Raw genomic sequence first — 14,300 nt, 5'->3', positions numbered from 1 at the left:
ATGCTCATTGACTAAAGTCAACTCCGCTTCTTCGCAGACTTTTGCCTTGCCTGATCTTCGCTCGGCCACCTCCAGCCAGAACCTTATTCTTGAGGTGCAACATGACTGGTCTGATTCTGGAAAACGTCGAGAAACATTACGGCTCGGCCTGCGCGGTAAAAGATGTAAACCTGCATTTGCCCGAGGGCAAACTGGTGTGTTTTCTCGGCCCTTCGGGCTGCGGCAAAACCACGTTGCTGCGCATGATTGCAGGGCTCGAAACCCTGAGCGGCGGCGAGATTCGCCTGGATGGTGAAGACATCGGCCACACCCCGGCGCATCAACGTAATTTCGGCATGGTGTTCCAGTCCCTGGCGCTGTTTCCGCACATGACGGTGGGGGAGAATATCGCCTATCCGCTGAAACTGCGGGGTGTCAGCAAGGCTGATCAGCAGGCGCGGGTGGTGGAGTTGCTGGAGCTGATTCAGCTGCAGGAAATGATTGATCGCCCGGTGGCCAAACTCTCCGGCGGGCAACGCCAGCGCGTGGCGATTGCCCGGGCGATTGCCAACCACCCGAAAATCCTCCTGCTGGATGAACCGCTGTCGGCGCTCGACGCCAAGCTGCGTGAGTCGATGCAGGTGGAAATCCGCCAGCTGCAACAGCGCCTGAACATCACCACGATCATGGTGACCCACGACCAGCGCGAAGCCATGACCATGGCCGATATTGTGGTGGTACTCGGGGAGCATCGGGTGCAGCAGGTGGGCACGCCGATTGAAATCTACCGGCACCCGGCCAACGAATTTGTCGCGGACTTTATCGGCTCGGGCAATATCTTCCCGGCCACGGCGCTGGGCAACGGCAAGATTGGTTTGCCGGGTGGCGATGCGCTGGAGGTGCCGATCTGCAGCAGCATTGTGGTCGGTGAGAAAGTGAAAATGCTGATTCGCCCGGAGGACCTGCAACTGTCGCATCCGCAGGCGACGGCGGGGAACCGGTTGCTCGGTACAGTGACGTTTGTGCGTGATATCGGCGCGACGATTGAAACGACGGTGGAGTGTTCCGGGGTGTCGTTTACGGCGTTGAGTACGCCGTGTCAGGGGTTTGGGTTGAGCATTGGCAATCCGGTGTCGGTGACGTTGCCGGCTGAGGCTTGCCGCGTGCTCGGCGCCTAAAACTCGCCAACAACCTGTAGGAGCGAGGCTTGCCCGCGAAGAACGATAACGCGGTTTGCCTGATACTCCGCGTTATCGTTCTTCGCGGGCAAGCCTCGCTCCTACAGGGTTGTGGTGAAACCACTTAAACCGACAACCGCAACCGCGCCAAATCCCGGAGCGGCGGCGCCCCGAACAACCGGCTGTATTCCCGGCTGAACTGCGAAGGGCTTTCATACCCTACCCGATACCCCGCCGCCGACGCTTCCAGCCCTTCGGCCAACATCAATCGCCGCGCTTCTTGCAGGCGCAACTGCTTCTGATACTGCAACGGACTCATCGCCGTCATTGCCTTGAACCGATGATGCAACGTCGACACGCTCAGGTTCACTTCTTTCGCCAGATCATCAATGCGCAGCGGTTGCTCATAATTGCCGTTGAGCCACTTGATCGCCTGGCTGATGCGGTGGCTTTGGCTATTGGCGATGGCAATTTCATACAGCCGATGCCCCTGCTGACTGCGCAACAACCGATAAAGAATCTCCCGACGAATCAGCGGCGCGAGCATGGCGATGTCTTTCGGGGTCTCCAGCAACCGGGCCAGGCGCAATACCGCATCGAGCATTGCCGTATCGATCCGCTCGACATACAAGCCACGCCCGGTTGGCCGGGTGGGCACACCGAGCGGGCCGGCGTCGGCGATCAGCGCGGTGATTTCTGCCGGATCAATGTCCAGCCGCACGGCGAGGATCGGTTCTTCAGACGTGACATTCACCACGCGCCCGCTCAACGGCATCGAGACCGAGACCACCAGGTAGTTCAGCGGGTCGTAATTGAAGTATTCGTCGGCCAGCCGAACCTCCTTGCGCCCCTGCGCCATGATGCACAACGCCGGTTGGGCCAGCACTGGGGCAAAGTCGTGGGACTGGCTGTGGCGCGACATGAACAGCGAGCCGACGGCAGTGGCATAAGTGCCATCGTCCGTGGTATTGCGACGGATGATAGTGGCCAGTTCCGCGCGCTGTTTCTCCATGTCGGCATCCAGCGGGGCTTGAAAGTGATCGAACGACGACATGCCGGGCATCCTCGCTGAGGGGTGGTAATGAGCCGAGCTTAAGTTTGTGCAAGACGAAGCGGTAGACACATCCTGCCTCAACCTTGCCTGATTCTGCATTGAGTGGATTAGCGGTGCCTCTATGGCTGCGCCCGCCAAGGGAAACTTGCTTGATAGCCGTGTTTAATCGGTATGAAGACTTTTACAGGTTGTTACAGGTTATTCGAAAAGCCGCGCAGGATTGTGCAAAAAGCCGGCAGGAATCGACTAACCGCGCTTCCCCCGGCGCGCTTAACCTTTGATCCTGTCGCAGCCCGTCCCACGGCTGCCACTCGATTACCTGGGAGGGTTGAACATGTCTACGCAGATCCCCGTCAGTCATATGGCTTTTGTCCGTGCCCGCGCCGGGCGTTCGGCGGAGCTTGGTGTGCGCTTGAGCGCGTTGATCGAGCCGTCCCGCAGCGCACCGGGTTGCCTGAGCTTTTCCCTGCAGCATTCACAATGCGATCCGGAATTGTGGCTGGTGTCCGGTTTCTGGACGCATCAGCAAGCGATGACGGCCTACTTCAGCACCCCGGCGATGGAGATTTTCGCCGAGCTGGTGCAGGAGCTGGTGGTCAACAGCCTGGATTTTCATACCTTCAAGGACGTGTCGGCCGACCAGGCGCTGTGGCAGTCCCGGTCACGGGTACACAAAATGGCGGGTTGAGGGTTTAATGGCTCCATTCTCAATCAGCCAGGATCCGCGACATGGCACGTAAAGCCTTTGAAACCTTCGAAGCCGTATCCGCCGTTGTACCGGGCGAGGGTGGTTACCACGCCGCGATCGCTGTCAAAGCCATCGGTGGTACCGGTGCGCCACGTTTTCACAAAGTACTTGAAGGGCAAATCTTCAAGACTGCCAACGAGGCAGATCTGGCCGCCGCCAAAGAGCTGACTCGCCTCAAAGACGTCAAAGAAGACGCCGACCTGCTCTGGTAATCACTTGACCGCCCCCGGGCGGAACATCTTGAACAATGCCTCTGGTCCCAACTGAAAGTAATCCGCTGGCCCGCCGCCGCGCAGAATCGGTTCTGCCGCGGCGGTGTCGTACACCCCATCCTTCAATAGCCACTTGGCGATATGCACGGCGACCACTTCGCCCAGAATCAGCCAGCTCGGCACCACGTTCCCGTCCGCCCGCTGCAGCTGAATGATCTGCGTGACCTTGCACTCGAAGGACACCGGGCTTTCGGCCACCCGCGGCACTTGAATGATTTTCGAAGCGACTGGAGTCAGGCCGGACAGTTCGAACTCGTTGACCTCGGGCGGGACCATGGCGCAGCTCTGGTTCATCTGCTCGGCCAGCGGGCGGGTGGCGAGGTTCCAGGCGAATTCACCGGTCTGTTCGATGTTGTTCAGGCTGTCTTTACGGCCGACGCTGGAAAACCCGATGATCGGCGGAATGTAGTTGAACGCGTTGAAGAAGCTGTAAGGCGCCAGGTTCAAGCGGCCGTTGGCGTCCTGTGAGGAAATCCAGCCAATGGGGCGGGGGCCGACGATGGCGTTGAACGGGTCATGGGGCAAGCCGTGGCCGTTGGCGGGTTCGTAGAAATGGATGTCGTCGGGCATGAAGGGATTCCTGAGCGTTGTGCGGATGGCGTCATAGTGCAAGGACAAATACCTAATTTCCAGTCGACGCGATCCCTGTAGGAGCGAGGCTTGCCCGCGAAGGCGTCGTGTCAGCCACATCGATGCTTAATTTGAAATCGCCTTCGCGGGCAAGCCTCGCTCCTACAGGTACTGTGTCGACAATGAAAAAAGGGGTAGACCCGTTAAGGTCTGCCCCTGTTTTTATTGCGCGGGCTGACTCAGTCCGTCTCGATCCGCGAATGCTTGCGGGTGTCTTTCATGGTGATGTACACCAGCAACGACACGGCAATACACGCCGTCACATACCAGTAGTAACCGGTCTCCATACCAATGCTCTTGAACCACAGCGCGATGTATTCAGCGGTGCCGCCGAAGATCGACACGGTCAGCGCGTATGGCAGGCCGACGCCCAGCGCACGAATCTCGGTCGGGAACAGTTCGGCTTTGACCACCGCGTTGATCGAGGTGTAACCGCTGACGATGATCAGCGCCGCCATGATCAGGAAGAACGCGCCCCACCAGCTCTGAATCGTGTGCAGGGTGGTCAGGATCGGCACGGTGAACAGCGTCCCCAGAATGCCGAAGGCAATCAGGATCGGACGACGACCGACTTTATCCGACAGCCCGCCGATGATCGGTTGCAGGCACATGAACAGGAACAGCGTGGCAGCGGAAATGGTGGTCGAGTCGGAGATGCTCATGCCGACGGTGTTCACCAGGTATTTCTGCATGTACGTGGTGTAGGTGTAGAACGCCAGGGTGCCGCCCATGGTCAGGCCGACCACGGTCATCAGTTCCTTGGGGTGGCGCATCAAGGTGCGCATCGCGCTTTCCTTGGCCTTCTCTTTCTTGGTGAACGACTCGGTTTCTTCCATGCCACGACGCAGGTACAGCGCAACCACGGCACACAGCGCGCCGATGGCGAACGGGATGCGCCAGCCCCAGGCGTACAGCTCTTCGGTGGTCAGGACTTGTTGCAGCACGATCAACACCGCCAACGCGATGAGCTGACCGGAAATCAGGGTCACGTACTGGAAGCTGGAGTAAAACCCGCGACGTTCCTTGGTCGCCATTTCACTGAGGTAGGTCGCCGAAGTACCGTACTCGCCACCGACCGACAGGCCTTGCAGCAGGCGGGCGAAAATCAGCAGGATCGGTGCGCCTATGCCAATGGTTTCATAACCGGGGCTCAGGGCAATCAGCAGCGAGCCGAAGCACATCAGGTACACCGAAGCCATCAGTGCTTTCTTGCGACCGGCCTTGTCGGCGTACAGGCCCATCAGCCAGCCACCGATCGGGCGCATCAGGAAGCCCACGGCGAAGATCGCAGCGGTGTTCAGCAGTTGTGCGGTGGTGTCGCCTTTGGGGAAAAAGGCCTTGGCGAAATACAGGGAGAAGGCAGCGTAGACGTACCAGTCGTACCACTCGACCATGTTGCCGACAGAGCCGCTGAAGATCGACTTGATGCGACTGGCGGTGGTTCTTTCTTTGGCGGGCACGGCAGCCGACCCAAGGGGCAGGGCGTTGGAGTTATCCATTGAAGGATCCTTCGTTTAATTGTTTTTGTGGAGCGCGTTGAAACGCAGCCTGACTGGGCTATAGCAGGAGGTGTGCCAAGGGGAGGAAGGCCGGTTTAGAGGGGGTAGGACGTTTTGTTGAGCGGATATCCGCTCATGGCAGGCAAGGTCACAAGCGGATTTCCGCGCATTGCCAGCCCCTGTAGGAGCGAGGCTTGCCCGCGAAGCAGCCACCGCGGTCTATCTGACGAACCGCGTTATCGTTCTTCGCGGGCAAGTCGGGTCGCCGCACCGCTCGCTCCTACAGGTTTTGTGTGATCAGTTAGAGGAACATCTCGCGCGTCAGTCCATGCCGCTGCATCTTTTCATTGAAGGTCCGGCGCGGCAGTTGCAGCTCTTCAAGCACTGCTTTCACATCGCCCTTGTGCCGGGTCAACGCCGAGCGCAGGCAATGCGCTTCAAATGCTTCAGCCTGCGCCGCCAGCGACTGCCCGGGATCGATGCCTGCAGGTGCAGGCTCTCCCAGCCCCAGCACCTGACGTTCGGCAACGTTCGCCAGTTCGCGCACATTGCCCGGCCAGTCGTGGCTCAGCAGATGGCTCAACTGCGGGCCACTCAACGGTGGAAAAGTCCGGCCCAAGCGCTCGGCGGCATTCTGCGCAAACGATTCGAACAACAACGGAATGTCTTCACGCCGTTCACGCAAGGGTGGCAGGCGCAACTCAGCCACGTTCAACCGATAAGCCAGGTCTTCACGAAAACGCCCGGCCCGTGCCTCATCCAGCAGATCAGGTTTGGTCGCGGCAATGATGCGTAAATCCACGCGAATGCTCTGATTGGAGCCCAATCGCTCAAGCTTCTGCTCCTGCAACACCCGCAGCAATTTCACTTGCTGGGCCAGCGGCATGCTTTCGATTTCATCGAGAAACAGCGTGCCGCCGTCCGCGTATTCAAGCTTGCCGATACGCTTGCCCGTAGCGCCGGTGAACGCGCCGCTCTCGTGACCAAACAACTCGGCCTCAAACAACTGCTCGGGAATCGCCGCGCAGTTCAACGCCACAAACGGCTTGTCGGCGCGCGGCCCGAAGTCGTGCAAGCACCGGGCAACCAACTCTTTGCCGCTGCCGGTTTCACCCCGGATCAACACGTTGACCGGCAGCGCCGCCAGATCCAGCACCTGCCGACGCAACGTCTGCAAGCCACGGGACACGCCCAGCAGCGTCGCGTCGAGTTTGGCGCGGTTGTCGGCCAGCTCATGCAAGGCGCGGTTTTCCAGCACCAGCCGACGCTTGTCCAAGGCCCTGCGCAAACTGCTCAGCAGGGTTTCCGGGCTGAAAGGTTTTTCGAGGAAGTCATAGGCGCCGTCGCGCATGGCTTCAACCGCCATCGGCACATCGCCGTGGCCGGTCAGCAGAATCACTGGCAAGTCGGCATCGCGCCGCTGAACTTCGGCCAGCAGTTCAAGCCCGGTCATGCCCGGCATGCGCACGTCGCTGAGGATCACGCCGGGGAAATGACTGGGCAATTGCGCCAGGCACTCATCGGCGCGGCTGAACAGCTGCACCTCGAAACCCGACAGGCTCAGCCATTGTTCAACGGCGCTGCGAATGCTGCTCTCGTCGTCGACCACCATCACTGAATTCAGCATGGGCTGTGAGCCTCCAGGTCGATGGGCAAGGTCACCGTGAATACGGCGCCGTTGGCGTGATTGTCGGCGCTCAGGCGTCCGCCCGATTCGTGAACAATGGCGAACGATACCGCCAAGCCAAGGCCCAAACCATCACCCACCGGTTTGGTGGTGAAGAACGGATCGAACACGTTCGGCAGATGCTCTTCGGCGATGCCGCCACCGTTGTCGGTGACGGTGAGGCGCCAGAGTTGCTCGTCGGCTTCGAGGCGGATTTCCAGGCGTTTGCAGGGTTTGTCCTGCATCGCATCCAGCGCATTACGCAGCAGATTGATCAGCACCTGTTCCAGCCGAATCGCATCGCCGCGCACCCATGCCGGACGCGTCAGGTGCAGCACGGTGCTGACCTGCTCATCTCGCAGACGCGCGTCGAGCAATTGCAGCGATTGGTCGACCACCGCCGCCAGATCCAGGCGCTCGCGCAAACCGCTGGGGCTTTTACGGGCAAAGGTTTTCAGGTGGCCGGTGAGGGCGGCCATGCGCGTCAGCATGTCGTCCACCGGTTTCAACGCTTTGTAAGCGTCGTCGACCCGGCCGTGATCGAGCAGCAGCCTCAGAGTCGCAAGCTGCATGCGCTGGGCGGTCAGCGGCTGATTGATTTCATGGGCGAGGGCGGCGGACATCTGGCCGAGGGCCGCGAGTTTGGCCGATTGCACCAGACCGTCCTGAGCGGTGCGCAGGTCGCGGGTGCGCTCTTCTACCAATTGTTCGAGTTCTTCACGGCTGCGCTGACGCAACTTGGCCAGGCGCCAGCGCTGGTTGAGGAACAGCAACAGAAACACCAGCGCCAACCACAACCCGGCAGCGGCGAGCGCGGCGTTGCGGCCGTCTTCGAACGCGACTTGCGGGCGGCGCAGCAAGTGCAAGGTCCAGCCTTCCGTGGTCAGCGGCAGGGATTCCCACAGGTAATTCGCCGTGCCGTCAGGACCGACGACGCGCGCCAGATCACTGTTGTCGTCGAAGCGCTGCAGCGATTGATAATCCAGCGGTGTCAGCGGTTGTTTGTCGTATTGGCGAGTGATCTTGAGCTCGGCATGATCGCTGTCGCTCAAGGGTTTCAACAGGCGATAGCGCCAGCCCGGCTGGTTGGCGATGAAAATGATTCCGCGTGCATCGCTGACCAGCAGCGTGTCGCTGCCTTGGCGCCATTCGCGCTCCAGTTCCGGAAACTCAAGCTTGACCACCATCGCGCCGAGGAACTCGCCGCTGTCGCTGGTCACCGCGCTGGACAGGAAATACCCCGGAATCCCACTGGTCACCCCCACCGCATAAAAGCGCCCGGTGCCCTGGGTGCGGGTCTGGCTGAAGTAGGGGCGAAAACCGTAGTTGTGGCCGACGTAACTGTTGGGCAAACGCCAATTGCTGGCGGCCACGGCGAGGCCCGTACGGTCGAGCAGTTCCAGGGTCGAGGACTGTGCAGCGCCGTTGATTTTTTCCAGTTTGCGGTTTAGCGCAAGCTGCTGTTCGGGGCTCACTTCACCGTTCAGCGCGCCGCGCAGCTCTGGGTCCAGCGCCAGCACGGCGGGGAGGGCGCGGTAGCGATCAATCAGGGTGTGCAGGGAGTTGGCGTACAACGCTAGTTGCTGATTGGCGCGGGCGGCGTCCTCGACCAGGGCCTGGCGTTCGGCGTGACGCATAGCGAAGCCGGCCGCCAGTGCGGTTCCCGCGAGGATCAGCAAGGTGTATAGCGTCAGGCGTAACGTGCGCGAACGAGCAAGCATGGTGTTTGAAACAATCAGCAATAGGGGCGCGCACCATAACATGACGTCGCCCCGAGAAATCAGGGGCGGCGTCAGGGTGCAAGCGGTCAGGCAGCACTTTTTTCGATGAGGTACTGAGAGACTCTTCCGACCAGGTTCCTGGCTTGCTTGATTCCGCTTCGTGCGACTTTGAACTCATGCTCAATCTTCGACTTATCAACGGGGCCCGAATTCATCGGCATGTTCAGGGCGCCGATCAGCCTGTCATCGCTTGCGGCAGCGCCCGCCAGCGTTTCAAAGGCTTCGTTGACTTGCGCTTCTACGTCATTGAGATAGGTGTCCAGCGCATCGAGGTTGGCCGTTATCTTGTCGAGATCGCCTTGGCCAAGGGAATCATTGAGCGCTTCGGTCAGGTGTGCAGCCTGACGCGCGATGACCAAAGTTTGTTTGAGGTAAGGCACGTTGAGGTGTTTACCGATGACTCGGGTAGTCGTTTCGATCGCCGCTTTTGTGAGGCCAGCCGAATTTTCCGGGCTGAAGCTTTGCACCACAGCCTTCACGCTGAAAGGCTCGGCGCGGGATTTGCTTTTAATGTTACTGACCGAGAAACCTGTCGGATCCGGTGTGATGGCATAGCCCAGTCCCGTTTCCTCGCCGATTCTGTCCATGAATTTGGCCGCCGCTTCAGCGGCAAAAATACCTCCGACAGCCGCTGCTACCGGCACCGCGACGGGTGCCGCCGGGCCCGTCATGCTGCCGATGCCTGTACCCACTGCCGCGCCAGCTGCCCCCGCATGAAAAGTGGCGACAAACGATGCGATGGTAAATATCAGTTTCTTGCCGGCGGATTTGTAGATGTCGCGGGTTCGAGTGAGGTTGTAGAGCTGATGATTGAGTTTCTGCATCTCGCTATTAACGGTTGATAGCGTGTTTGAGGTGTCGATGACTTGCTGGTTTGCAGCCTCCTCTTTGTGCGTGCCGCCGTTATCCAGGTAGCGCATCGGGTTGTTGGTCACAAACGCATACAGATTCAGCCCGTCCACTTCCCCCGCCGGGTCTGCGCTCACCCAACGCTGCAACCACGGCGCGTAATAACGCGCTCCGTAGTAATAAAGCCCGCATTCATCCATTTCCTTGCCCGAATACCGGATGGTTTTGTAGCCAACCTCCAGTAAAGAAGCGGCCGTCAGCCAGGCGCTGCCGCCGAACGGGTAGTAACCTTCGTGGCTGATCATTCGGGCGTTCTGGTCAAGTTCGATGAGGCAGGAGCCCAGTTCGTCGTCGAGGCTGTAGCGCAACTGATCCTGTTCGATACCGTCGGGTTTTTTGTCGACCCAATGCAGGCAACGCACGCTGCCACGGCCCCCCGGCAAGGTGATGACGTGCAGTTCCTCGCCGTTGTCGCGGGTGCGGATTTCCAGCCCCGGCAAGTAGACCACTTGACGAAAATGCGTGAGGGTCGCGGCTTGCCATTCATGGCGCTTGAACACCCGTACGCCCTGGCTGTAGCGAAAGACTTCTTCATCGCTGGGGCCGTTGTCACGTTCAACCAGCATCGCGCTGGCCAGTTGATCGCGGCTGTTCCAGTGCAGGGATCTTCCCGGGGCCGAGGCCAGGAGGTTGCCGTTACGGTCGAACAAGGTGTCAAAAACCGGATCGGGGTCACCTTCTTTCCAGTGCACCCCGCGGTTGCTGGTCGGGTCGATGAACATTTCGTGGGTGTAACCGCCCACCGCACGTTCATGGATCAACTTGATCAGGTTGCCGCCGGTGTCGTACTCGTATTTCTGTGTGTAGTTGAGGTGGTTGATGGGATCACTCGGCGATGGGCGACCGGGCAGGGCAGGGCTCGGGTCGGCGTCGCGGCCGGTGGCGCTGGTCAGCTGATACAGCGAGTTGTAGGTGAATTGGCAGCAGCCATCGATGACCTGGTTCTTGAAGTACACCGTTTTAAACGTCAGATCGTTGATGCGCTCGACGTTAGCGACCCGGTCATACACGTACTGAAAATGCTGCAGCAGGGCCTGGCCGGGCACACCGGCCTTCAACGTAGTGAGACGGCCATCGGCGTCATCGTAAATCCAGGTACTGACCACCTTGTTGCCAGCGTGTTGCTCAATGATCTGGCCGGCGGCATTGTAGCAGGCGCCTTCAAGGACGGGCTGCCAGGCCTCGGTGGGAGCGAGCCGCAGCTGAACCTGTTGCAGCTGCCCGGCGCGGTCGTAGTGCATCCGTTGCTGATGATCACCGGCATCGGTCTGTGTCAGCAGCGCGCCGAGCGGGCTGTAGGTGCGGCTGCCGGGAAAAGTGCCGGCATCGGTGATCGTCCGGCTGTCGCGCAACGGTTGGCCGCGCAGGCTGAAGCTGCTTAAGCCGAGACGGCCCGAGGGATCGACCTGCTCGATCAGCTGGCCGCACAGGTTGAACGCTTTATCGGCTGTGGCATCGGCGTAGCGGAAGGTTTCGACATTCGGTTGGTCGTTTTCATCGACAGCAATTACGCGCAACTGATCGTCGTAAACGGTGCACCAATGGTTGCCCTGTGCGTCCCAGCGCTGGAGGATTTCGCCGGCCAGCCCGGGCAGGCTGATCCGCCAACCGGCGTCGACGCTGCTGACCTTGACCGGTTGCTCGATAAGGCCATAGACCATGGCCAGGTTGGGCTTGAGCGCATCGGCCAGTCGCGGGTCCCGTTGCGCCACCATCTTCCCGAGAACGTTATAGACGTTCAGGGTGGTGAGGGTTTGCAAGGCGCCACCGGCGACACTGCGCAAGTAATCAATCTGGCGCACCGGCAGCCCCCGCGGCTCATGGGCAATGACCGAGGGGGTGCGATAATGCACGTTCTGGCTCATAGGGCTGGTTCGCAAGTGCGTCGGTTCATGCGGCTGACTCAGAGACTGCTCTGTGCATCTTCTGGATGAGCTTTCTGGGTTTGGGCACGGGTCTCTCTACCACAGTCTCCACAACTTCCTGGGCCAGTTCGGTCAGCCGTTGGGTCACGCCCTCTGCTTCGCTTGGGAGGTCCGCAGCGGCTTTCGCCAATTCCAGCACTTTGGTGATCGCTTCAAAAGGTTCGATGCCGGTGTTGATCAGCGCCATCACTTCACGTTGACTGGGTGAGGCGAGTTCTTCCAGTTGTTTGTAAAACACGTTCTGCATTCGCTCTGGGTAGCTATTGATGGCTGCCATGCCATTTTTTATTTTTTCGAGTACATCGCCGGCACCACTGACAAGGTCATGGGCACCGTCGACCACTTTCTTCGTGGTGTCGGCCGCGGTACTCAAGCCATCTCTGATTTCCTGGGTATGCAGCGTTTCTGCAAGTTTTAAACTTTTCTTGAAAAAGTAATACCGCAGTAACGGCATCGCTATGGCACCGACAACCATACCGACAGCAGCACCAATCGCAGTGCCGACGCCCGGCACCACTGTGCCCATCACTGAAGCCACGGTGGAGCCCGCAGCGATACCGGTGAAAATCGATTTGAGTCCATATTTGGACTTGAGGAATTTGCCCAGCGTCATGCTCTCTCGAACTTCGGCAATATCGGCGCCTTCGGGAACGAGGCCATCGAATTCCGTTGCGAGATTTTGGATCTGGTCGGCGGCATTTTTGGCTTTGTCAAGGACGCCAACAAAACCCTTGGCCAGTTCAACCACGCGCTTCCTCGCACCCGACTTGTCGGTGTACAGCAGCGGATTGTTGCCGACCATCACGTACAGATTCGGCCCATCCACATTCCCTTCAGGGTCCGGGCTAACCCAGCGCCATAGCCAGGGCGCGTAATAGCGCAGCCCGAAATAATAAAGCCCGGTGACGTCCATTTCCTTGCCTGAATAGCGAATGGTTTTGAAACTGGCTTCCAGCGCCGAGCGCGCGGCCCACCAGGCGGTACCGCCGAAGGGGTAATACACTTCGTGGCTGATCAAGCCGCCGAGGTGGTCCAGTTCCAAAACGCAGGAACCGAGGTGATCATCAAGGCTGTAGCGCAACTGGTCGGGATGCTCGTGGGTGACCCAGTGCAGGCAACGCACGCTGCCGTAGGCGAGGGGCAGGGTGATCACGTGCAATTGTTCGCCATTGCTGCGGGTGCGGATTTCCAGGTCTGGCAGGTACAGAACGGTATGACTGTGGGTGACCGAGGGGGTATGCGTCACATGGTGTTTACGGATCCGTTCGCCTTGACTGTAGTGGTACGTTTCGACGTCATCTGACAGCTCATTGTCATGGATGACTAACGTCACCTTCTCCAGTTGATCGCGGGCATTCCAGTGCAGCGGCTGATGACGCTGTAAATACAATTGATTGCCGCCCGGGTCGAACAGTGTTTCAAAGTCCGGCTCCGGCTGGTCTTCCTCCTGACGCACCCCGCGGTTGCTGGCGGGATCGATAATCATCCGGCGGGTAAAGCAGTGGTTGTCGCGCACATGGTGGAGCTCTTTCAGGTTGTTGCTCGTGTCGTAGATGTACCTTTCGGTGTAGTTGAAGCACGGGCCCGGATCGAGTGGGGTGATCACATCAGGCAAGCCCGGCCGATCATGGGGGATTTCACCCTCGAAGCCGCTGGCGCTGGTCAGTCGGTACAACGAGTCATAGCCGAAGTTACGGTGCCCTTCGACGCACTGGTTGGCGAAGTGCACTGTGGCCAGGGCGTGATCTTCGATGCGCAGGATGTTACCCATCCGGTCATAGAAGTAATGCAGGTTTTGCCGTAATGCTTCGTCGGGTTTACCGGCCTTCAGGGTGCAGAGGCGACCGTCGGCCGGGTCATAGCTCCATTGACTGAGCACACCGTTGCCGGCGGTTTGTTGCACAATTTTGCCCGCGGCGTCGTACTGCGCATCCGCCAGAACACACTGCCGCTCGCCACCATTGAGTTGCAAAAAAACCTGTTTGAGGTGCCCGGCAATGTCGTACAGCAGCTGTTGCCGGTGCCCGCCGGCATTGGTCTGGGTCAGCACGACGTTCAGCGGGCTGAAGGTCCGGGAAGTCGAGTGCGCATCGGCCTCGACAATCGTTCGGGTTTCGAGCTGTGGCTGACCTTGCAGGCTGAAGCTGCTCAAGTCGAGCCGGCCCGAGCGATCGACCAGCGCGACCATTTGGCCACGCTGGTTGAGCGTGGGGTCGCCTGTTGCATCGGCATAGCGAAAGGTTTCGACGTTCTGCTGGTCGTTTTCATCGACGGCAACGACGCGCAACTGGCCATCGTACCGGGTGCGCCAATGATTGCCGCGCGGGTCCCAACGTCGAAGCTCTTCGCCCGCCAGACCCGGCAAGATCAAGCGTTTGCCGGCGTCCACGCTGTTGATGCTGATGGCTTCGCCAGAGAGGCGATAAACATTGCTTAAGCAAGGGATGGACAGTCGCGGGTCCCATTGCTCGGTCATCTGCCCGGCGGGGTTATGGAGCTGCCGGGAGATGAGTGATTCCACGGCGTCACCGGCCTTCTTGCGTAGATAGGCCACCTGTCGAATCGGCAGGCCTCTAGGGTCAGTGGCCGCAAGATTGGGGGTGCCCGAATGGATAGCCGTGTTCACGGGCGGCTACTCCGGGGTTTTGAGTGCGGGACG

The 14,300-nt window shown here is 59.7% G+C and carries 10 protein-coding genes; 3 read left to right on the top strand and 7 right to left on the bottom strand.

Annotated features, from left to right (window positions below):
• Window positions 1-101: 101 nt before the first annotated feature.
• On the top strand, window positions 102-1,157 hold the full coding sequence (locus ACYZTM_RS08630; protein WP_131063251.1) for an ABC transporter ATP-binding protein: 1,056 nt from the start codon (window positions 102-104) through the stop codon (window positions 1,155-1,157).
• A 124-nt stretch (window positions 1,158-1,281) separates the two neighbouring features.
• On the opposite strand, the gene ACYZTM_RS08625 is transcribed toward ACYZTM_RS08630, so the two are convergent.
• Window positions 1,282-2,211 carry an AraC family transcriptional regulator gene (locus ACYZTM_RS08625; RefSeq protein WP_461988153.1) on the bottom strand — a complete coding sequence of 310 codons (930 nt, stop codon included), beginning with the start codon at window positions 2,209-2,211 and terminating at the stop codon, window positions 1,282-1,284.
• 334 nt (window positions 2,212-2,545) lie between these two features.
• On the opposite strand from ACYZTM_RS08625, the gene ACYZTM_RS08620 reads away from it, so the two are divergent.
• Window positions 2,546-2,899, top strand: coding sequence for an antibiotic biosynthesis monooxygenase family protein (locus ACYZTM_RS08620; RefSeq protein ID WP_131063249.1), 354 nt, complete (start codon window positions 2,546-2,548; stop codon window positions 2,897-2,899).
• Between the two features lie 41 nt (window positions 2,900-2,940).
• Entirely contained in the window at window positions 2,941-3,171 is a 231-nt protein-coding gene (locus ACYZTM_RS08615; protein WP_131063248.1) for a hypothetical protein, read from the top strand.
• Here the strand turns inward: ACYZTM_RS08615 and ACYZTM_RS08610 are convergent, their stop codons facing one another.
• From ACYZTM_RS08610 to ACYZTM_RS08585, 6 genes are all read right to left on the bottom strand, one after another.
• A complete protein-coding gene (locus ACYZTM_RS08610; RefSeq protein WP_131063247.1) occupies window positions 3,172-3,801 on the bottom strand; it encodes a flavin reductase family protein in 630 nt (209 codons plus the stop codon).
• A gap of 239 nt (window positions 3,802-4,040) precedes the next feature.
• Window positions 4,041-5,360 (bottom strand): MFS transporter, encoded by a 1,320-nt coding sequence (locus ACYZTM_RS08605; protein WP_131063246.1) that lies wholly within the window; start codon window positions 5,358-5,360, stop codon window positions 4,041-4,043.
• Between the two features lie 301 nt (window positions 5,361-5,661).
• Window positions 5,662-6,987, bottom strand: a complete 1,326-nt coding sequence (locus ACYZTM_RS08600) for a sigma-54-dependent transcriptional regulator (protein WP_131062226.1) — start codon at window positions 6,985-6,987, stop codon at window positions 5,662-5,664.
• Entirely contained in the window at window positions 6,981-8,747 is a 1,767-nt protein-coding gene (locus ACYZTM_RS08595) for a sensor histidine kinase (protein ID WP_461988149.1), read from the bottom strand. Before ACYZTM_RS08595 ends, ACYZTM_RS08600 begins: the two co-directional genes overlap by 7 nt.
• A gap of 86 nt (window positions 8,748-8,833) precedes the next feature.
• Window positions 8,834-11,581: an RHS repeat-associated core domain-containing protein gene (locus tag ACYZTM_RS08590; protein WP_461988147.1), complete on the bottom strand. Its 2,748-nt coding sequence runs from the start codon at window positions 11,579-11,581 to the stop codon at window positions 8,834-8,836.
• 25 nt (window positions 11,582-11,606) lie between these two features.
• Window positions 11,607-14,267: an RHS repeat-associated core domain-containing protein gene (locus tag ACYZTM_RS08585; protein WP_461988145.1), complete on the bottom strand. Its 2,661-nt coding sequence runs from the start codon at window positions 14,265-14,267 to the stop codon at window positions 11,607-11,609.
• Between the last annotated feature and the right edge of the window lie 33 nt (window positions 14,268-14,300).

Source organism: Pseudomonas sp. MDT2-39-1 (assembly GCF_054898085.1).
Note: the sequence above shows the minus strand (reverse complement) of the source record. Positions and strands in the feature narration are given on the sequence as shown.

Excerpts from the sequence above, each read along its gene's own strand:
- ACYZTM_RS08630 (WP_131063251.1), top strand. The coding sequence starts at position 102 with ATGACTGGTCTGATTCTGGAAAACGTCGAGAAACATTACGGCTCGGCC.
- ACYZTM_RS08625 (WP_461988153.1), bottom strand. The coding sequence starts at position 2,211 with ATGTCGTCGTTCGATCACTTTCAAGCCCCGCTGGATGCCGACATGGAG.
- ACYZTM_RS08620 (WP_131063249.1), top strand. The coding sequence starts at position 2,546 with ATGTCTACGCAGATCCCCGTCAGTCATATGGCTTTTGTCCGTGCCCGC.
- ACYZTM_RS08615 (WP_131063248.1), top strand. The coding sequence starts at position 2,941 with ATGGCACGTAAAGCCTTTGAAACCTTCGAAGCCGTATCCGCCGTTGTA.
- ACYZTM_RS08610 (WP_131063247.1), bottom strand. The coding sequence starts at position 3,801 with ATGCCCGACGACATCCATTTCTACGAACCCGCCAACGGCCACGGCTTG.
- ACYZTM_RS08605 (WP_131063246.1), bottom strand. The coding sequence starts at position 5,360 with ATGGATAACTCCAACGCCCTGCCCCTTGGGTCGGCTGCCGTGCCCGCC.
- ACYZTM_RS08600 (WP_131062226.1), bottom strand. The coding sequence starts at position 6,987 with ATGCTGAATTCAGTGATGGTGGTCGACGACGAGAGCAGCATTCGCAGC.
- ACYZTM_RS08595 (WP_461988149.1), bottom strand. The coding sequence starts at position 8,747 with ATGCTTGCTCGTTCGCGCACGTTACGCCTGACGCTATACACCTTGCTG.
- ACYZTM_RS08590 (WP_461988147.1), bottom strand. The coding sequence starts at position 11,581 with ATGAGCCAGAACGTGCATTATCGCACCCCCTCGGTCATTGCCCATGAG.